This is a genomic window from Cedecea colo (genome assembly GCF_011808225.1).
Lineage (GTDB): Bacteria > Pseudomonadota > Gammaproteobacteria > Enterobacterales > Enterobacteriaceae > Dryocola > Dryocola colo.
The window spans coordinates 106083-125175 of the sequence record NZ_SOYS01000008.1; the positions used below are offsets into that span (position 1 = coordinate 106083).

The window sequence follows — 19093 nt, forward strand, 5'->3', positions numbered from 1 at the left end:
GAGATACCATGAAACACGAGCATGTTGTTGTTCAGAGTCCCTCCGCAGCGGCAAAACAATTACTGTTGCTGTTTCACGGCGTGGGCGATAACCCCGTCGCTATGGGTGAAATCGGCAGCTGGTTTGCGCCCCAGTTTCCTGACGCTTTAGTCGTGAGCATTGGCGGCCCGACGCCGAGCGGTCCGCATCAGGGACGTGAATGGTTTTCAACGACTGGCGTGACGGAAGAAAACCGTCAGGGCCGTATTGATGCCGTCATGCCGACGTTTATTGAAGTAGTGCGCTACTGGCAGAAACAAAGTGGTGTTCCCGCCAGCGCTACGGCGCTGATAGGCTTCTCGCAGGGGGCAACAATGGCGCTTGAAGGAAGTAAAGCCGAACCGGAACTCGCCGCTCGCGTAGTGGCCTTTAACGGGCGCTATGCAGAACTTCCACAGCGGGTGTCGGCGGCCACAACCTTCCATCTGATTCACGGCGATGAAGACAATGTGATTAATGTGAAGCACGCATTTGAGGCATCGGAGGCGCTCGAACGTGTCGGCGGGGATTTCACGCTGGACGTGATCGAGGATTTGGGCCACGCCATTGATGAGCGCAGCATTCAGGTTGCGCTTAACCACCTGCGTTATACGGTGCCGAAGCACTACTTTGACGAGGCGCTAAGCGCTGGCAAACCGAAAGACGACGATATCGTTGAATTTATGTAAGCCGGGCAAGCGCAGCGCCACCCGACGTGATTATTGAACTTAAGGCTTTTTCTTCGGCCAGTCGTCCTCGTCATCCCACTTGTCGTTAAAATCACGATGCGGAGGCAGATCGGGTTTGTTCGCCATGTATTTTTTCGGGTCGATACGTTTCAGATCCTTAATGACATTAAGGAAGATGCCCAGCAACAGCACCAGTACGATAACCCACCAGTAATGCGATAGCCATTCCATGCTACTACCTCTCTTTCGCCTTCTTGGCTGGCGTCGTTGCGGCGTTAGCCCAAGTTACTTTAGCGGGATAAGCTCCCGGACTCTCTTGCTACAACGCCAGTTACTTTGGCGAGATTAATTTAAATGGCGCCCGTCAGGCGACAAGCTGTTCCATAATACGTTGGTACATGCGGGCAAGCAGCTGCAGGTCGGCGGCGTTAACGCACTCATTAATCTTATGAATGGTCGCGTTCACCGGCCCAAGCTCCACCACCTGTGCGCCCATACGTGCGATAAAACGTCCATCGGACGTGCCGCCGGTGGTTAAAAGCTGCGGTCTTATTTCATTATAGTGCTCAACGGCGTTCACCACCGCATCGACAAGCTTGCCGCGTGAGGTAAGGAACGGCTGGCCGGAAAGCCACCAGTCCAGCGTGTAGCGCAGCTGGTATTTTTCAAGCAGGGCTATCACGCGTTGTTTAATGGCCGCATCGGTCAGCTCGGTGCTGAAGCGGAAGTTAAACTGCACAAACATATCGCCTGGAATGACGTTGTTGCTGCCGGTGCCGGCCTGTATGTTGGCAATCTGCATGCTGGTCGCCGGGAAAAACTCGTTACCTTTGTCCCACTCAATAGCCACCAGCTCGCTTAGCATCGGCGCTGCGCGGTGAACCGGATTATCCGCCAGATGCGGATAGGCAACGTGTCCCTGTACGCCATGAAGCGTCAGGTTGCAGGTCAGCGACCCGCGACGACCGTTTTTCACCACGTCGCCTACAACCTCGGTACTGGAAGGTTCGCCCACCAGGCAATAATCGAGACGCTCGCGGCGCTCCATCAGCGCTTCTACCACTTTTACGGTGCCGTTTTTGGCGCTGGCTTCTTCATCGGAAGTGATAAGAAACGCCAGGCGGCCTTTATGGTTCGGGTGCTGGGCCACAAAACGTTCGGCTGCCACCACCATCGCCGCAAGCGACCCTTTCATATCCGCAGCGCCCCGGCCAAACAGCATGCCGTCGCGAATGGTTGGCTCGAAAGGTGGGTTTATCCAGCGGTCCGCATCGCCGGACGGCACGACGTCGGTATGACCCGCAAACGCCAGCGTTTCGCCCTGTCCTTTCCATGCCCAGAAGTTTTGCGTGTCGCCAAAATCCATATGCTCAACGGTAAAACCGATAGCGCGTAGCCGCTCAATGAGCAGCGTCTGACAACCTGCATCGTCGGGGCTCAGGGAAGGGCGGCGGATAAGCTGTTGCGTCAGCTCAATAACCGGGCAGGACATAAGACTATACCTCGTTGATAAACTGCTGATAGTTCGACTCATTGAAACCCAGCAGCATAGGCTGCCCGGGCACGCAGAGCAATGGGCGTTTGATGATTGCGGGCATTTCGGACATTAATATGGCCGCCGACTGCGCGTCTTTAATGGATTCGCGACGTGCTTCATCCAGCTTACGCCAGGTGGTGCCGCGCGTGTTCAGCAGCGCTTCCCATCCCAGCTCTGTGATAAAGCCGTTAAGTAAATCGGCGTCCAGGCCGTCTGCACGGTAGTCATGAAACTGATATTCAACGCCTTGAGTTTCCAGCCAGCGGCGCGCTTTCTTAATGGTGTCGCAGTTTTTAATGCCGTAAAGAATAATCACGTGCTTTCAGTCCTTTTGTCGAGACTCTGATTTTTTAATCAGATAATTAGAATGATGCTAAACGATAATAAAGTACGAGGGAAAAATATAATCTAAATGCTACTTTTATCGTCACAGAATATAATCATTATGACCTCTTTCGAATAAAAATTCATCAGATACGCAGCCTCATTTCAAATGAAAGTTACAGTTCATCGTGCTGACAGAATGTTCCCTTATCTGAAATTGAAGAGTAAATTATCTTTAATAATATTTTCGACGCCGTTATTTTACCCGTTATCTCCGGTTAATGCCGTCAGCATGGCTGCTGGCGCGCCTGCGCTGCCTTATCCGCGAAATTTCTTAAAACAGAAGAAACCTTTTGTTCCAGGTGCTCCGTCACATTAATAAACAACGCACGCGTTAAAATTAAACCCTACGCAACAGCAATATATATGTGGGAATGAACGCAAAAAGAGCAGGCTAGTATAGCTTCACTCCACGGGTTAGTTTGCGTATAATTAAAGCAATTATAAGAGAGGCTGTTATGATTGAACATGAACTGGGGAACTGGAAAGATTTCATTGAAGATATGCTTCGTAAATGATCTGACCAGAAAACTGCAAGAGCGCATTGTGCTTATTTGAATATTACTGTGAGCACAGCTGAAAAAGGCGACCGAATAGGCCGCCTTTTTTGTTGTCTCTTTGACTTCAGCCTTCGTGCGGCTCTTTAAGCGGGAAGCGGCGACGCACCAGCACAAAGAACAGCGGCACAAAGAATATTGCCAGCACCGTCGCTGAAATCATGCCGCCCATCACACCCGTGCCCACCGCATGCTGGCTGCCGGAGCCTGCGCCGCTGCTGGTTGCCATTGGCAGCACGCCGAAGATAAAGGCCAGCGACGTCATCAGAATCGGCCGTAAACGCTGGCGGCAGGCATCGAGGGTGGCAGCGATCAGATCCCGCCCCTGGGCGTTCAGGTCATTGGCAAACTCAACGATCAATATCGCATTCTTCGCCGACAGGCCAATAACGGTAAGTAACCCAACCTGGAAGTAGACGTCATTCTCAAGCCCCCGCATCCAGGTGGCGAGCAGGGCGCCGATTACGCCTAGCGGTACGACGAGCATAACGGAGAACGGCACCGACCAGCTTTCATAGAGTGCGGCAAGACATAAGAAGACCACCAGTAGCGATACCGCATATAACGCTGGCGCCTGCGCGCCCGAAAGCCGCTCCTGATAAGACATGCCCGTCCATTCAAGCCCGAACCCATTTGGCAGCTTATTCACCAGGCCTTCCATTATCTGCATAGCCGTACCGGTACTCACGCCAGCTGCGGCCTCGCCCACGATCTCTACGGCAGAATAACCGTTGTAGCGTTCCAGACGAGGCGAACCCGTTGTCCACCGGGAAGAAGAGAAGGCGGAGAAAGGCACCATGCCGCCGTCTTTGTTACGCACATACCACTGGTTTACATCTTCCGGCAGCATGCGATATTTAGCGGCGGCCTGCACATAGACTTTTTTCACGCGGCCGCGATCCATAAAGTCGTTCACATAGCTGGAACCCCAGGCCGTTTGCAGGGTGTCGTTGATATCGTCGATCGAAACGCCCAGCGCCTGCGCTTTACGCTGATCGATATCTATCTGCATCTGCGGGCTATCGTCCAGGCCATTATGACGAACGCGGGTCAACCCCGGTTCATTGTCGGCCAGGTTGAGCAGCCGATCGCGCGCGTTCATAAGCGCATCGTGCCCGGCGCCGCCGTGATCCTGCAGCTCCATATCAAAACCGGCTGCGTTGCCCAGACCGCTGATGGCCGGTGGGCTGCTGGCGATAACGCGTGCTTCTTTGATGTTACGGAAGGCCTTAGTGGCCCGCTCGATAATGGCGAAAGAGCTGCCCGTGTCCGTATCGCGCTCTTCCCAGTCTTTCAGGCGCACAAACATTCGCGCCACGTTCTGCCCGTTCCCGCCGGGTCCGGCGCCCACGGTGGAGAAGACCGATAGCACGTTATCTTTTTCTTTAGTCAGGTAATACTGTTCGATATCCGCAACGACCTTCAGCGTCTGCTGCTGCGTTGCACCGCTCGGGAGCTGAACGGAAGTGGTGAACACCCCGCGGTCTTCTAACGGCAGGAATGAGGTTGGCAACCGAAGGAACAGAAATACCATTCCGCCCAGCAGCAGCACGTAAATCAGCATCCACCGTGCGCTGCGTGCCAGGATTTTACCTACTTTGTTTTCGTATCGCGCGGCATTACGGTTGAACATGCGGTTAAACCAGCCGAAAAAGCCTTTCTGGCCGTGATGCTCGCCTTTATTTAAGGGCTTAAGTAACGTGGCGCAAAGCGCAGGCGTAAGGATCATCGCCACCAGCACAGAGAGCACCATGGCCGAAACTATGGTGATCGAGAACTGACGATAAATAGCGCCCGTGGTGCCGCCGAAGAAAGCCATCGGCACGAATACGGCGGAAAGCACCATCGCGATTCCCACCAGCGCACCCTGTATCTGGCCCATCGACTTGCGGGTTGCCTCTATGGGCGACAGACCTTCTTCGCTCATGATGCGTTCAACGTTCTCCACCACCACGATGGCGTCATCCACCAGTAGCCCAATGGCCAGCACCATGGCGAACATCGTGAGCGTATTAACGCTGTAGCCGAAGGCGTAGAGCACCGAGAAGGTGCCCAGCAGCACCACGGGCACGGCGATAGTAGGAATGAGCGTTGCGCGGAAGTTTTGCAAAAACAGGTACATGACGAGGAACACCAGCAGGATGGCTTCCAGCAGCGTTTTTACCACGTCTTTGATAGAGGCCTTTACGAACGGCGTAGTTTCATAGGCAATTTTCGCTTCCAGCCCGCGCGGGAAAAACTGAGACAGCTCTTCAATTTTGGCGCGGGCGAGTTTATCCGTCTCCATCTCATTCGCGCCCGAGGCGAGTTTAATGCCAAGGCCAGAAGCCGCCTGGCCGTTGTAGCGGCTCAGGTAATCATATTTCTCTGCGCCCAGCTCCACCTCAGCCACATCGCCCAGCGTCACCAGCGAACCGTCCTGATTCACACGCAGCGTGATGTCCTTAAATTGCTGTGGCGTTTGCAGCAAAGACTGGGAATTAATGGTCGCGTTTAAGGCCTGAAGGTCAACGGACGGCGTTCCACCCAGTTGCCCAACGGCGACCTGCGCGTTCTGCGCGTTAATCGCATCGACCACATCCTGCGTGGTTAGCTGTAAACCGGTGAGTTTGGTTGGGTTGAGCCAGATACGCATAGAATACTGGGAGCCGTAAGCATCCACGTCTCCGACGCCGTTAATACGGCTGAGAGGATCCTGGATATTACTCGCCACGTAGTCGGCGATATCCTGTTTATCCATGCTGCCATCGGTGGAAACGAAGGCCACCATCAGGATATTGGTATCTCCGGTTTTCCTTACCGTGACTCCCTGAGTCTGTACGGCCTGCGGCAGTTTACGCAGCGCAGACTGTAGCTGATTTTGTACCTGCTGTACGGCTTCATTCGGATCGGTGCCGGCTTTAAAGTTCAGCATGATCGTGGCTTGCCCGGTGTTGCTGCTTTGCGACGACATATACATCAGGTTGTCGATGCCGGTCAGATTTTGTTCGATGACCTGGGTAACGGTGTTTTCCAGGGTTTGGGCGGAAGCCCCCGGATAGTTGGCGGTAATGCGCACGTTTGGCGGCGCGAGGTCGGGATATTGCTCAACGGGAAGAGAGAAAATAGCAAGCACGCCGGTGAGGCACAAAATAATGGCCAGCACCCAGGCAAAAATGGGGCGGCTGATAAAAAAATTCGCCATCTGGATGGAACCTCGTAAGCGCTTCAGATTGTTATTATGGGGGCTGCGGTCACTGTAGCCTTAACCTCAGGACCAAACGTGGAGAAATTGAGAAGATAGTGTAAATTATCTTAGCGCGCTATTGATGCAGGCTGCCACATTCAAGGCGTTAAACGCCTCGGCTTTCCAGAAATAACACCGTCGCCGCCACGCGTGAATGCACCTGAAGTTTACGTAATAAATTACGTACGTGGACTTTTACCGTCTCCTCGGAAATATGCAGACCGGCTGCGATCTGCTTGTTAGACAGGCCTCTTGCCACTTCCTGCAAAACGTCCAGCTCGCGTTCGGTCAGCGTGGCGAAAGGTGCGCCGCTGCGTTTGTGTATTCCCCGGGTGCGCAAATGCTCGGCGACCTGTGCGCTAAAAGCTTCGCCGCCTTCTGCTCCACGGCGTATATCATCCAGTAACATTTCCGGCTCGCTATCTTTGAGCAAGTAGCCATCGGCACCGGCATCAATCAAGGCGAAGACATCGCTGCGAGAGTCAGAAACCGTCAGGACGATAATGCGGGCGCTGACGCCTTCCCGACGCAGGGCATTGAGCGTATCCAGTCCGCTCAGTCCTTTCATATTCAAATCCAGCAGGATGAGATCGGGGTCCAGCCGGTTTGCCAGACTAATGGCTTCGGTGCCGCTGCATGCTTCACCGACCACGACGAAACCGTCGTCCATCTCCAGCAGCTGGCGTATGCCCCGCCGCATCAACGGATGATCGTCAACTATCAATACCTCAAAGACGTTTCTCTTACTCATCGCTGCTCCTGCTATTTTTATCATTATCGTTATTATCTGACGCTGACGAACGAAAGGTCACCGTAATCAGCGTTCCACCCTGTGCGGGGCGGGAAATGGTTAATTGACCACCCAGCTGGGCGGCGCGCTCGTGCATTATATTCAGGCCATAATGACCTTCCGGCTCGCTCAGGCTCGCAATTCCCTTGCCATTATCCAGAATAACCGCAGCGTGTTCGCCGGTAGAAGAGGTGGTGCAGGTGATTGATATCTCTTGCGCATCCGCATGTTTAATAGCGTTTAGCACGGCTTCACGAATAATTTGCAGCAGATGCACCTGCTGCTGCGCATCCAGCGCCTGAGTGGGCATTCTACAGTCGAGGCGAATCGTTGCATCCGTTTGTTGGCGAAGCGGGGCCATCATCTCCTGCAGCGCCGCGGGCAGATCGGCCTGTTGTAACGTCAGACGGAACGTTGTCAGCAATTCCCGTAATTGCCGGTAGGCATCGTTTAGCGCCTGTGAAAAATCGCCGATTATCCTTTGCGCGCGTGCATTTTCTTCGGGCACCGCACGCTTAAGCAGCGTGAGCTGTATTCGCAAATAAGAGAGCACCTGTGCGAGGGAATCGTGAAGCTCGCGGGCGATAGTCGCTCGTTCCTGCATCAGCAACAGCTGCTGATAATGTTTTTGCGCCTGGTTGAAATAAAGGCCTCGCCCGAGCATGGTCGCCACGCTTTGCATCAGCGGCATGGGTGGCGAGCTGGCAGAAGCCTGCCAGCGGAGCTGACCTGACTCACCGTCCTGTTGCTCGATGGCTACCGATTGCCAGGGAACAGACTCCTGCGGTGTGCCTTCGCATAATAACCAGTTTTCCCCCACCTGCATCTCAAGGTAATCCACCTTTTCCTGCTGGCGAACAAGCTGAAGGATCTGCATAAAACAATGCCTGTCGATAGTGCTGACGTTCAGCGCCTGCGAGCAGGAATAGAGGACTTCAAGCGTACGATTTGCTTCCTGCAGGCTCAGCGTTTTTTGCTGCACCTTATCTTCAAGGGAACGGTAAAGTCGTCGCAGTTCGTCCGCCATGCGTGTGAAGGTGTGTGCAAGCAGGCCAATTTCATTAGGCAGGCTGGTATCAAGAGGAGGATGATCGAACTCGCCACGTTCGACAGATTCGCTGGCGAGCATCAGCTTTTTGAGCGGGGCGACAACCTGGCGGCGGAAGCGGCGAAGCGTAAAAAAGACCAGCGTAAAAATGGCGATGAATCCCACTACCGACGTGGCAACGACCTGCATCATTTTTCGCTCGGCGTAATGCTGAAGCGCCAGCACAAACGGATCGATTTGCGCCACGTAGCTTGCGATATTAGCGTGATACCAGTTTGTGTCACCCAGGCGGACATGATGTTCCATATTGCGCCAGGCGTCGCTAATGGCGTTGTATCGCTCACGCACTTCTTCCGGCACCCAAAAACGGCCTGGGTTGAGCAGAGCTTCGGCGCGCAACGACCGATTGTATTGCGCAAGATGTTCGTCCAGGTGCGCGCGATCGCCCTGTAAATCGTAGCCAAGTCGATAGCTTTGCATGCGCAGCGAACCCGCCACGTTGATCGCCTCTGCATCCCGTAAGCTGCTGGCAAGCGTCAGGATTGCAATGCCCGTTGAGAGCAACGACAGCAGGACGATATAAAGGAATGCGCGGGCAAGGCTTGCCCGGACCGAGCGTTGCGCCATCACAGGACGAATAACCTCTTAAAATCCACGGTGGGCGAAACGTATCAGAAAGGCACGCTTGCTCAAACGCTTGTTGTGATTATTTCGGCCCATGTTCCAAAACTGAACGTTACGGTTAACGCTCAGCGATCAGAATCTTCTCATTGGAGTTACATTCCACCTCTATAAAGCCGTTGTGCTAAGAGGCGGGCGGCTTTACGTTCCCCAAACCGCATTCCTTTTTGATCCCACAACGGCATTTACCCCTTTAGAGGGATGCCTCTACCACCCCTTTGTCACATAACGTAATCCCCGATAAAAACCCGTAGAAAACTACGGAAATAACAACGATGTTTTTGCTGGCCTTCTACTCGTAGGGCGGCGTTTGTGACGCAAGGATGTACCCAATGGCTGAACTTTCCCGACGTGGATTATTGACCGGTAAATGGCGCGGTAACGCGACGGCTTTTCGTCCCCCATGGAGCGGGGACGAGCAACATTTTCTGACGGAATGTCTTCGCTGTGATGCCTGCCTGCCGGTTTGCGAAACCCGTATTTTGCGGCGCGGAAGAGGCGGATACCCTGAAATCGACTTCAGCAAAGGTGAATGCACGTTCTGCTCTGCCTGCGCAGACGCTTGCCCGCAGCGGCTTTTCCAGCACCGCGAAGCTGCACCATGGGAACACACTCTTTCTATCAGCGACGCCTGCCTGGCTCGGGCCGGGGTGGAATGCCGCAGCTGTCAGGACGCTTGCGAAATGCAGGCCATCGCTTTTTTCCCTTCGGCACAGGGGATCTCGTTACCCCAACTTAACCGCTCCGCATGCAACGCGTGCGGTGGCTGTATCGCCGGATGTCCGGTATCCGCGCTGACGATGAGGCACGCTGATGCAAACTAGCTGGCACGTCTGTGGCCTGGTCGTACAGGCGCATCCCCAACATATTCCTGCCGTTAGCGCCGCCCTGAGCGAGCTTTCCGGTAGCGAGGTCACCGCCAGCGATGCTGAACACGGCAAGCTGGTAGTGGTGATGGAGGCAGCGTGTAGCGATGCGCTGCTCAGGCAAATTGAGTCGGCACGCAACGTTGCAAACGTGCTGGCGGTATCGCTGGTTTATCACCAGCAGGATGAGGAAGGTGAGGAAACACCATGAAACTCAGTCGTCGTAGTTTTATGAAAGCGAACGCCGTCGCGGCAGCCGCAGCGGCGGCAGGCCTGAGCGTGCCGGGCGCGGCACGCGCGGTTGTCGGAAAACAGGATGCTATCAGGTGGGATAAAGCGCCATGCCGCTTCTGCGGGACGGGCTGCGGCGTGCTGGTGGGGACGCAGAATGGCCGTGTCGTGGCAAGCCAGGGCGATCCTGATGCCCCGGTTAACCGGGGACTGAACTGCATTAAAGGCTATTTCCTGCCAAAAATCATGTACGGAAAAGATCGTCTGACCCAGCCGCTGCTGCGCATGAAAGAGGGCCGTTACGATAAAGAAGGTGAATTCGCTCCCGTTAGCTGGGAGCAGGCCTTCGACATCATGGCAGAGAAATTTAAAACCAGCCTGAAAGCCAAAGGGCCGGAGGCCATCGGCATGTTTGGCTCCGGCCAGTGGACCGTCTGGGAAGGCTATGCGGCGGCGAAGCTGTTTAAAGCCGGTTTCCGTTCAAATAACCTCGACCCTAACGCGCGCCACTGCATGGCTTCTGCGGTGGTCGGCTTCATGCGCACCTTTGGTATGGATGAGCCGATGGGCTGCTATGACGATATCGAGCAGGCCGACGCCTTCGTGCTCTGGGGCGCCAACATGGCGGAGATGCACCCGATATTATGGTCGCGCATCACCAACCGCCGCCTGTCCGATGAAAACGTCAACGTCGCCGTGCTTTCCACCTTCCAGCACCGCAGCTTTGAGCTGGCGGACAACGGCATGGTATTCACGCCGCAAAGCGATCTGGCGATCCTTAACTATATCGCCAATTACATCATCCAGAACGATGCGATAAACGAGTCGTTCTTCAGGCAGCACGTGAATCTGCGTAAAGGCGTGACGGATATCGGCTACGGCCTGCGGCCAACGCACCCGCTGGAAAAAGCGGCGAAGAATCCGGGCTCCGATGCATCCGAGCCGATGAGCTTTGACGAATACAAAGCCTTTGTTGCCGAGTACACGCTGGAAAAAACCGCTGAGATGAGCGGCGTGCCGAAGGATCAGCTGGAAGCGTTGGCGAAGCTGTACGCCGATCCGCACAAGAAAGTTATCTCTTACTGGACGATGGGTTTTAACCAGCACACGCGTGGCGTCTGGGCGAACAACCTCGTTTATAACCTGCACCTGCTGACCGGCAAAATCTCCCAGCCGGGCTGCGGCCCGTTCTCGCTTACGGGCCAGCCTTCCGCCTGCGGCACCGCCCGCGAAGTGGGGACGTTCTCGCACCGTCTGCCTGCGGATATGGTGGTAACAAACGACAAGCATCGCGACATCGCCGAAAAAATGTGGAAGCTGCCTGCCGGCACCATTCCGGCGAAAGTGGGGCTGCATGCCGTAGCGCAGGACCGCGCGCTGAAAGACGGCAAGCTGAACGTCTACTGGGTGATGTGTAACAACAACATGCAGGCCGGGCCGAACATTAATGAAGAGCGTATGCCGGGCTGGCGCGATCCGCGCAACTTCATCATCGTCTCCGATCCCTATCCCACCGTTAGCGCGCTGGCGGCGGATCTGATCCTGCCTACCGCCATGTGGGTGGAAAAAGAAGGGGCTTACGGCAACGCCGAGCGCCGCACGCAGTTCTGGCGTCAGCAGGTTCCGGCGCCCGGCGAGGCGAAGTCGGATCTCTGGCAGCTGGTGCAGTTTGCTAAGCGCTTTAAGGTTGAAGAAGTGTGGCCTGCGGAGCTGGTCGATAAAAAACCAGAATACCGTGGAAAAACGCTGTTCGACGTGCTGTTCGCCAACGAGGCGGTGAGCAAGTTCCCGCTAAGCGAACTGGCAGAAGATCGGCTTAACGATGAATCCCGCGAGCTGGGCTTCTATCTACAAAAAGGGCTGTTTGAGGAGTATGCCGCATTCGGACGCGGCCACGGTCACGACCTGGCGCCTTTCGACGACTACCACAAGGCGCGCGGTCTGCGCTGGCCGGTCGTTGACGGTAAAGAAACCCAGTGGCGCTACAGCGAAGGTAACGATCCCTACGTAAAAGCCGGAGAAGGCTTCAAATTCTACGGCAAGCCGGACGGCAAAGCGGTGATCTTCGCGCTGCCGTTTGAACCTGCGGCAGAAGAGCCGAATAAAGAATATGACCTGTGGCTGTCTACCGGTCGCGTGCTGGAGCACTGGCACACCGGCAGCATGACGCGCCGCGTGCCGGAATTGCACCGCGCCTTCCCGGAAGCCGTGTTGTTTATCCATCCTCTGGATGCGAAAGCGCGCGAACTTAAGCGCGGCGACAAAGTGAAGGTGGTTTCCCGTCGCGGTGAAGTTATTTCCATTGTCGAAACGCGCGGGCGCAATAAGCCGCCGCAGGGGCTGGTTTACATGCCGTTCTTCGACGCCGCGCAGTTGGTTAATAACCTGACGCTCGATGCGACGGACCCGCTCTCTAAAGAGACGGATTTCAAGAAGTGCGCCGTGAAGCTGGCGAAGGTGTGACGCGATGCTGCGGGCAGATCTTTCGCAACCGGCACGCCGCCGCTTTCTGCGTGATGTTGCGCGGGCAGCGGGCGGGCTTGCTGCCATCACCGTGGTGCTGGGGCTGCAACAGCAGACCGCTAAGGCACAGGGTGTAAGGCTGCGCCCGCCGGGCGCGCCGGGTGAGGAAGCATTTTCCCGCGCCTGCATACGCTGCGGCCAGTGCGTACAGGCCTGCCCTTACGACACGCTGAAGCTGGCCACGCTGGCTTCCGGGTTATCGGCGGGCACGCCTTATTTCGTGGCGCGGGATATCCCCTGTGAAATGTGCGAGGACATTCCCTGCGCCAAAGCCTGCCCAAGCGGCGCGCTGGATAGCGACATTGCCTCGATTGACGATGCGCGCATGGGGCTTGCGGTACTGCTGGATCACGAAAGCTGCCTGAACTATCAGGGCCTGCGCTGCGACGTTTGCTACCGCGTCTGTCCGTCCATCGACAAAGCCATCACGCTTGAGTCGGAACGCAACGCGCGTACCGGTAAACATGCGCGTTTTTTGCCGACCGTACACAGCGATGCCTGTACCGGCTGCGGCAAGTGCGAACAGGCATGCGTGCTGGAGCAGGCGGCGATAAAAGTACTGCCGCTCGCAATGGCAAAAGGGGAGGTGGGTCGCCATTACCGCTTTGGCTGGCTGGAGGAAAAAGATGGCAAACCATAAGCAGGACGCCGGGCGCGACGCCGTTGCGAAAAAGGGCTGGCTGCTTAGCCATAAGTGGTTATTGCTGCGTCGCTTCACGCAGCTTGTGGTGCTGATGCTGTTTCTCAGTGGCCCGTTGTTGGGCGTGTGGATCCTGCATGGTAATTACAGCGGCAGCCTGTTGCTGGATACGGTTCCGTTAAGCGATCCGTTGATGGTGCTGCAAAGCCTGCTTAGCGGCCATCTTCCTGCCGTGCTTGCGCTAAGCGGGGCGGGCATCGTGGCAGGCGGCTATGCGCTGCTGGGCAAAAGAATCTTTTGCGGATGGGTTTGTCCGGTTAATCCACTCACCGATCTTGCCGCCTGGCTGCGGCGTAAAACGGGCTTTAACGCCTCGGCTACGCTGCCTCGCTGGCTGCGCTATTTGCTGCTGGCGCTGGTGTTAGCGGGCAGCGCGTTGACCGGCACGCTGCTCTGGGAATGGATCAACCCGGTTTCGTTGATGGGACGCGGCCTGGTGTTCGGTTTCGGGACGGGGATCTGGCTACTGGTGGCACTTTTTACCTTCGATTTAGCAGTGGTTGAACACGGCTGGTGCGGTCATCTCTGCCCGCTCGGTGCGCTTTATGGCGCTATCGGCAGCAAAGGCGTACTTGAGGTGAAAACCTGCGGGCGCGAGCGCTGCACCCGCTGTATGGATTGTTTTCACGTTTGTCCGGAGCCGCACGTTCTGCGCGCCCCGGTACTGGATAAACACAGCCCGGCGCGAGTGACGAGCCGCGACTGCCTGAACTGCGGTCGCTGTATCGACATCTGCCCCGAGGACGTTTTCAAAATAACAATACGATGGAGTTCGGGAGCAAAATCATGAAAAGCCATGTCCTGACAAAGGCGTTGTTTCAATGGATGACGGCGCTAGCCCTGGTGGTGAGCGGCGCGGTATGGGCGGCGAACGGCGTGGATCTTAATCAGTCGCCGGAAGTGTCGGGGACGCCGGAAGGCTCGGTACGCATGCCAAAACAGCAGGAACGTATGGCGCTGAACTATGTGAATCAGCCGCCGATGATCCCGCACAGCGTGGATGGCTACCAGGTCACAACCAATATTAACCGCTGTCTGCAATGTCACGGCGTTGAGCATTACCGCACGACGGGCGCGCCGCGTATCAGCCCAACGCACTTTATGGACGCCGATGGAAAAGTCCTTTCTAACGTCGCCCCGCGCCGTTATTTCTGCCTGCAATGCCATGTGCCGCAAACCGATGCCGCACCTATCGTCGAGAATACTTTTTCGCCGTCTAAAGGTTTTGGGAACTAGAGGCCAATATGGATAAATCAAACCGTAAGCCGGGCGTCATTCGTCGTATCTGGCAGTGGTGGCGTCGTCCGAGCCGTCTGGCGCTGGGTACGTTGCTGCTGATTGGTTTTGCTGCGGGCATCATTTTCTGGGGCGGATTTAACACCGGCATGGAAATGAGCAACCGCGAAGAATTTTGTATCGGCTGCCATGAAATGCGCGCCAACGTTTACCAGGAGTACATGGAAACGGTGCACTACAACAACCGCAGCGGCGTGCGGGCCACCTGCCCGGATTGCCACGTGCCCCATGAATGGGTGCCGAAGATGATTCGCAAAATTCAGGCCAGCAAGGAGCTGTATGCAAAAGCTTTCGGCCTGATAGACACGCCGCAGAAGTTCGACACCCACCGTCTGGCGATGGCGCAAAACGAATGGCGAAGGATGAAGAACAATAATTCGCAGGAGTGCCGTAACTGCCATAACTTTGACTATATGGATCTCACGGCACAGAAAACCGTGGCGGCAAAGATGCACGACCAGGCAATTAAAGACGGCCAAACCTGTATTGACTGCCATAAGGGAATCGCGCATAAGCTTCCTGATATGAGCGGGGTTAAAAACGGTTTTTGATATTTTTCCCCTTTCCCTTCCGGGGGAGAGGGGAAACCGGAAAAACCCTACGCGACAAAGCTCATATTACCGCCTATGATATCCGGCTCCCCTGACTCGCTGCGGAGAGCCCATGTCGTTAAAAATTGAAGTCATCAAAGATAAGATCCTCTCAGATAACTATTTCATCCTGCGTAACATCACCTACGATTTGTCCCGCAACGAAGCCGAAGCCATTCGCCATAAACGCGAGGTGTACGATCGCGGTAACGGTGCGACCATCTTGCTGTACAACCGTGAAAAGAAAACCGTTGTGCTGACTCGCCAGTTCCGCGTGGCGACCTGGGTTAACGGCAACGCGGACGGCATGCTGATCGAAGCCTGTGCAGGGCTGCTGGACGCCGACGAGCCGGAAGTCTGCGCGCGTAAAGAAGCGATGGAAGAAACGGGCTATCTGGTTGGTGAAGTCGAGAAGCTATTCGAGCTTTATATGTCGCCAGGCGGCGTAACGGAGCTTATCTATTTTTATCTTGCCGCATATACCGACGCCCAGCGCGAATTCGCCGGCGGTGGCATCGATGACGAAGATATTGACGTGCTGGAGCTGCCCTTTGCCCAGGCGCTGGAGATGGTAAACAGCGGTGAAATTCGTGACGGTAAAACGGTTATTTTGTTGCAACAGCTACAGTTACGCAAAATAATGGAATAAATATTTTTTATTTCAACGACTTATTTGATGTATTTTTTGTACAACTCTATCCGATAAATCCGATTGAGCACGGACACTGAGAAGCCGAAGATATCGCCAAAATCAGTACGTTTTTTTCTCTTCGTCTTCTCAGGATATGTGCCGCTAATGTATTACCGGATGAAATCGCTTTTTCTTTTAAGTCTGCTTCTGGCGAGCACGGCAATCGCTGCCCCGGCACAAGAATCCTTTTCAGACTGGCAGGTTACCTGCAACAACCAGAACTTCTGCTCCACGCGTAATACCGGCTTACATCAGGGGCTGGTAATGACGCTTACCCGCAGCGCAGGAGCGCATACGGATGTCAATCTGCGCATCGATTTGGGTAATCTGGAGACGGTGGAAACCAAGGCGCCGCCCATTGCCCCGCGATTGCAGTTTGATGGCGAACCGCTGGAACTGGATAAAAAAAAGTGGCGGGAGACGCCGCACCATCTGATTACCGGCGATGCTAACGCCATTAATACCCTGCTGGATAAAATCGGTAACGCCACGGCTATTACGCTAGCGGACGGGCAGGGAACCATTTCGCTTATCGGCTTAAAAGCGGCCCTGCTGTTTATTGATAGCCAGCAAAAACGCGTGGGCAGCGAAACGGCGTGGATTAAAAAAGGGGACGATCCGCCGCTCAGCGTGCCGCCAGCCCCCGCCCTTAAAGAAATTGCGATCACCAATCCCACCCCAACGCCCTTCGCTCAGGATGAACTTAACGCTTTGCTGGATTACGGTAGCTGGCGAATGAACAACAGCCAGTGTTCGCTCGATCCGATGCGCCGCGAAGTGCGCATTTTTGCTGTCAGCGATGATAAGGCCCTGATGCTGGTGAGCTGCGAGGCCGGTGCTTACAACGTCGTAGATCTTGCCTGGCTCGTCTCTCGCCGCAAGCCGTTCGCTTCCCGGCAAATTCGCCTGAGACTGCCGTTTACGCCAGCCAGCGGCAACACTGATTTAGAATTGATGAACGCAGGCTATGACGAAACGAATAAAGAGCTGACGACCCTTGCCAAAGGGCGCGGTCTGGGGGATTGCGGCGTTTCCAGCCGCTGGCGCTTCGACGGCCAGCGCTTTCGTCTGGTGCGCTATGCCGAAGAACCAACCTGCGACGGCTGGCACGGCAGCGGTGCCTGGCCGACTTTATGGGTGACTAAGTAGCTTTTTGAAATATGTTGGCTAGCGTTTGCGCTTATCCGGCCCACAAAGACCATGAAAAGTAGGGCGGATAAGCGCAGGCGCCATCCGCCGCTGTTGTCAGGCTTTTTTACCCAACACTTTCTTTGCCTTCTCCACCACATTTTTAGCGGTGAAACCAAAGTACGGGAACAGCTTATCGGCCGGAGCGGACTCGCCGTAGCCGGTCATGCCGACGATAGCGCCTTTCAGGCCGACGTATTTGTACCAGTAATCCGCAATACCCGCTTCCACCGCCACGCGTGCGGCGATATCAGAAGGCAATACGGCTTCCCGGTACGCTTCATCCTGGGCATCGAACACATCAGTAGATGGCAGAGAAACGACCCGCACCTTGTGGCCTTCAGAGGTGAGCTTATCCGCGGCCTGTACGGTAATTTCCATCTCTGAACCGGTGGCAATCAGGATGATATCCGGCGTGCCATCGCACTGCTTCAGAATGTATCCTCCGCGGCTTATCGCTTTAAGCTGTTCCGGGCTACGCTCCATTTGCGCCAGGTTTTGACGAGACAGGATAAGCGCCGTCGGGCCGGTGTGGCGCTCGATAGCCGCTTTCCATGCCACCGCAGCTTCCACCTGATCGCAGGGGCGCCAGGTGCTGAAGTTTGGCGTCAGGCGCAGGCTGGCAAGCTGCTCAACCGCCTGGTGCGTCGGTCCGTCTTCGCCCAGCCCGATTGAATCATGGGTGTAGACCATGATCTGCCGGGCTTTCATCAAGGCCGCCATTCGTGCCGCGTTACGGGCGTACTCCACGAACATCAGGAACGTTGCGGTATAAGGCACAAATCCGCCGTGGTGCGCGATGCCGTTGGCGATTGCCGTCATGCCGAACTCACGCACGCCGTAGTGAATGTAGTTGCCGGCAAGGTCTTCCTTGATGGGTCTGGAACCAGACCAGATTGTCAGGTTGCTTGGCGCAAGGTCAGCCGAACCGCCAAGCAATTCAGGCAATATTGGCCCGATGCGGTTAAGCGTATTTTGTGAAGCCTTACGCGTGGCGATTTTTGCCGGGTTGGCCTGCAACTCTTCAATCAGCTTTTGCGTGGTTTCCTGCCAGTTTTCTGGCATTTCGCCATGCATACGGCGATTAAACTCTGCCGCCAGTTCAGGATGGGCTTTCGCATAGGCGGAGAACTTATCTTTCCAGGCCGCTTCGGCTTTTTCACCTTCGTCTTTGGCATCCCAGGCCTGATAAATCTCTTTTGGGATCTCAAAGGCGGGATATTTCCAGCCGAGCTGTTTACGCGCCAGCGCTACTTCTTCTTCACCAAGCGCCGCGCCGTGCGCCTCTTCTTTGCCCGCTTTATTCGGCGAGCCAAAACCAATGACGGTGCGGCAGATAATCAGCGACGGTTTGTCTTTTACGCTTTGCGCTTCCTGAATCGCTTTTTTCAGCGCTTCCGGGTCGTGGCCATCTATCTCATGCACCACGTGCCAGTGGTATGCCTCAAAACGTTTTGCCGTGTCGTCGGTAAACCAGCCTTCGGTTTCACCGTCAATAGAAATGCCGTTGTGATCGTAAAAGCCGATGAGTTTGCCGAGGCCTAACGTACCCGCCAGCGAACAGACTTCGTGGGAGATGCCCTCCATCAGGCAGCCGTCGCCCATAAACACGTAGGTGTAGTGATCGACAATGTTATGGTCCGGGCGGTTGAACTGCGCGCCCAGCGTGCGTTCGGCAATGGCAAGCCCTACCGCGTTAGCTAAACCCTGGCCAAGCGGCCCGGTGGTGGTTTCCACGCCCGGCGTGTAGCCCAGTTCCGGGTGGCCAGGCGTTTTGGAATGGAGCTGGCGGAAGTTTTTTAACTCTTCCATTGGCAGGTCATATCCGCTCAGATGCAGCAAGCTGTACAGCAGCATTGAGGCGTGTCCGTTTGACAGGATAAAGCGATCCCGGTCAGCCCAGGCTGGGTTGGTGGGATTGTGCTTAAAAAAGTCGTTCCATAACACTTCAGCGATATCTGCCATTCCCATTGGCGCGCCGGGGTGGCCCGAATTTGCTTTTTGTACCGCGTCCATGCTCAGGGCACGAATGGCATTGGCAAGCTCTTTACGAGATGACATGTTTCACTCCAGTGTGT

At 55.4% G+C, this 19093-nt stretch carries 18 protein-coding genes; 11 read left to right on the forward strand and 7 right to left on the reverse strand.

All coding sequences use genetic code 11. From position 1 onward, the window contains the following. The first annotated feature begins 8 nt into the window (after positions 1-8). Positions 9-707, forward strand: coding sequence for an esterase (ypfH, locus tag E2L00_RS16220; RefSeq protein ID WP_167613454.1), 699 nt, complete (start codon positions 9-11; stop codon positions 705-707). 39 nt (positions 708-746) lie between these two features. Here the strand turns inward: ypfH and E2L00_RS16225 are convergent, their stop codons facing one another. The 3 genes from E2L00_RS16225 to E2L00_RS16235 form a co-directional block, all read right to left on the reverse strand. Then, positions 747-938, reverse strand: a complete 192-nt coding sequence (locus E2L00_RS16225; RefSeq protein ID WP_167613456.1) for a YpfN family protein — start codon at positions 936-938, stop codon at positions 747-749. A gap of 133 nt (positions 939-1071) precedes the next feature. Beyond that, positions 1072-2199 (reverse strand): succinyl-diaminopimelate desuccinylase, encoded by a 1128-nt coding sequence (gene dapE, locus E2L00_RS16230; protein WP_167613458.1) that lies wholly within the window; start codon positions 2197-2199, stop codon positions 1072-1074. Between the two features lie 4 nt (positions 2200-2203). Beyond that, entirely contained in the window at positions 2204-2560 is a 357-nt protein-coding gene (locus E2L00_RS16235; protein WP_167613460.1) for an ArsC family reductase, read from the reverse strand. Between the two features lie 526 nt (positions 2561-3086). Between E2L00_RS16235 and ypfM the strand changes: the two genes are divergently transcribed. Further along, positions 3087-3146 (forward strand): protein YpfM, encoded by a 60-nt coding sequence (gene ypfM, locus E2L00_RS16240; RefSeq protein WP_087867655.1) that lies wholly within the window; start codon positions 3087-3089, stop codon positions 3144-3146. Positions 3147-3252: 106 nt separating this feature from the next. Here ypfM and acrD read toward each other — a convergent pair whose 3' ends face one another. The 3 genes from acrD to narQ form a co-directional block, all read right to left on the reverse strand. Next, positions 3253-6369, reverse strand: a complete 3117-nt coding sequence (gene acrD, locus E2L00_RS16245) for a multidrug efflux RND transporter permease AcrD (protein ID WP_167613462.1) — start codon at positions 6367-6369, stop codon at positions 3253-3255. A 148-nt stretch (positions 6370-6517) separates the two neighbouring features. Further along, entirely contained in the window at positions 6518-7162 is a 645-nt protein-coding gene (gene narP, locus E2L00_RS16250; RefSeq protein WP_167613464.1) for a nitrate/nitrite response regulator protein NarP, read from the reverse strand. Continuing rightward, complete coding sequence (gene narQ, locus E2L00_RS16255) at positions 7155-8876, reverse strand: nitrate/nitrite two-component system sensor histidine kinase NarQ (RefSeq protein WP_167613466.1); 1722 nt, start codon at positions 8874-8876, stop codon at positions 7155-7157. Before narQ ends, narP begins: the two co-directional genes overlap by 8 nt. A gap of 386 nt (positions 8877-9262) precedes the next feature. Between narQ and napF the strand changes: the two genes are divergently transcribed. From napF to E2L00_RS16300, 9 genes are all read left to right on the forward strand, one after another. Next, a complete protein-coding gene (gene napF, locus E2L00_RS16260) occupies positions 9263-9754 on the forward strand; it encodes a ferredoxin-type protein NapF (protein ID WP_167613468.1) in 492 nt (163 codons plus the stop codon). Then, positions 9741-10007 (forward strand): chaperone NapD, encoded by a 267-nt coding sequence (gene napD / locus E2L00_RS16265; RefSeq protein WP_420808861.1) that lies wholly within the window; start codon positions 9741-9743, stop codon positions 10005-10007. The genes napF and napD overlap by 14 nt, the downstream gene beginning before the upstream one ends. Further along, positions 10004-12490, forward strand: a complete 2487-nt coding sequence (napA, locus tag E2L00_RS16270; RefSeq protein WP_167613472.1) for a nitrate reductase catalytic subunit NapA — start codon at positions 10004-10006, stop codon at positions 12488-12490. Before napD ends, napA begins: the two co-directional genes overlap by 4 nt. A 4-nt stretch (positions 12491-12494) precedes the next feature. After that, entirely contained in the window at positions 12495-13190 is a 696-nt protein-coding gene (gene napG, locus E2L00_RS16275; RefSeq protein WP_167613474.1) for a ferredoxin-type protein NapG, read from the forward strand. Next, positions 13177-14040 carry a quinol dehydrogenase ferredoxin subunit NapH gene (gene napH / locus E2L00_RS16280; protein WP_167613476.1) on the forward strand — a complete coding sequence of 288 codons (864 nt, stop codon included), beginning with the start codon at positions 13177-13179 and terminating at the stop codon, positions 14038-14040. The genes napG and napH overlap by 14 nt, the downstream gene beginning before the upstream one ends. Further along, positions 14037-14486, forward strand: coding sequence for a nitrate reductase cytochrome c-type subunit (gene napB, locus E2L00_RS16285; RefSeq protein ID WP_167613478.1), 450 nt, complete (start codon positions 14037-14039; stop codon positions 14484-14486). Before napH ends, napB begins: the two co-directional genes overlap by 4 nt. Before the next feature lie 8 nt (positions 14487-14494). Further along, positions 14495-15097 carry a cytochrome c-type protein NapC gene (napC, locus tag E2L00_RS16290; protein WP_167613480.1) on the forward strand — a complete coding sequence of 201 codons (603 nt, stop codon included), beginning with the start codon at positions 14495-14497 and terminating at the stop codon, positions 15095-15097. Between the two features lie 112 nt (positions 15098-15209). Then, positions 15210-15785, forward strand: a complete 576-nt coding sequence (gene nudK / locus E2L00_RS16295) for a GDP-mannose pyrophosphatase NudK (RefSeq protein WP_167613482.1) — start codon at positions 15210-15212, stop codon at positions 15783-15785. A 147-nt stretch (positions 15786-15932) separates the two neighbouring features. After that, the gene (locus E2L00_RS16300) at positions 15933-16976 is read left to right on the forward strand and encodes a DUF1176 domain-containing protein (protein ID WP_167613484.1); all 1044 of its coding nucleotides are present in this window, start codon (positions 15933-15935) and stop codon (positions 16974-16976) included. Positions 16977-17072: 96 nt separating this feature from the next. On the opposite strand, the gene tkt is transcribed toward E2L00_RS16300, so the two are convergent. After that, complete coding sequence (gene tkt / locus E2L00_RS16305) at positions 17073-19076, reverse strand: transketolase (RefSeq protein WP_167613486.1); 2004 nt, start codon at positions 19074-19076, stop codon at positions 17073-17075. Positions 19077-19093 lie beyond the last annotated feature (17 nt).

Bases quoted from the DNA above. Each gene is read 5' to 3' on its own strand.
- ypfH (WP_167613454.1), top strand. From the start codon at position 9: ATGAAACACGAGCATGTTGTTGTTCAGAGTCCCTCCGCAGCGGCAAAA.
- E2L00_RS16225 (WP_167613456.1), bottom strand. From the start codon at position 938: ATGGAATGGCTATCGCATTACTGGTGGGTTATCGTACTGGTGCTGTTG.
- dapE (WP_167613458.1), bottom strand. From the start codon at position 2,199: ATGTCCTGCCCGGTTATTGAGCTGACGCAACAGCTTATCCGCCGCCCT.
- acrD (WP_167613462.1), bottom strand. From the start codon at position 6,369: ATGGCGAATTTTTTTATCAGCCGCCCCATTTTTGCCTGGGTGCTGGCC.
- narP (WP_167613464.1), bottom strand. From the start codon at position 7,162: ATGAGTAAGAGAAACGTCTTTGAGGTATTGATAGTTGACGATCATCCG.
- narQ (WP_167613466.1), bottom strand. From the start codon at position 8,876: ATGGCGCAACGCTCGGTCCGGGCAAGCCTTGCCCGCGCATTCCTTTAT.
- napF (WP_167613468.1), top strand. From the start codon at position 9,263: ATGGCTGAACTTTCCCGACGTGGATTATTGACCGGTAAATGGCGCGGT.
- napA (WP_167613472.1), top strand. From the start codon at position 10,004: ATGAAACTCAGTCGTCGTAGTTTTATGAAAGCGAACGCCGTCGCGGCA.
- napG (WP_167613474.1), top strand. From the start codon at position 12,495: ATGCTGCGGGCAGATCTTTCGCAACCGGCACGCCGCCGCTTTCTGCGT.
- napH (WP_167613476.1), top strand. From the start codon at position 13,177: ATGGCAAACCATAAGCAGGACGCCGGGCGCGACGCCGTTGCGAAAAAG.
- napB (WP_167613478.1), top strand. From the start codon at position 14,037: ATGAAAAGCCATGTCCTGACAAAGGCGTTGTTTCAATGGATGACGGCG.
- napC (WP_167613480.1), top strand. From the start codon at position 14,495: ATGGATAAATCAAACCGTAAGCCGGGCGTCATTCGTCGTATCTGGCAG.
- nudK (WP_167613482.1), top strand. From the start codon at position 15,210: ATGTCGTTAAAAATTGAAGTCATCAAAGATAAGATCCTCTCAGATAAC.
- E2L00_RS16300 (WP_167613484.1), top strand. From the start codon at position 15,933: ATGTATTACCGGATGAAATCGCTTTTTCTTTTAAGTCTGCTTCTGGCG.
- tkt (WP_167613486.1), bottom strand. From the start codon at position 19,076: ATGTCATCTCGTAAAGAGCTTGCCAATGCCATTCGTGCCCTGAGCATG.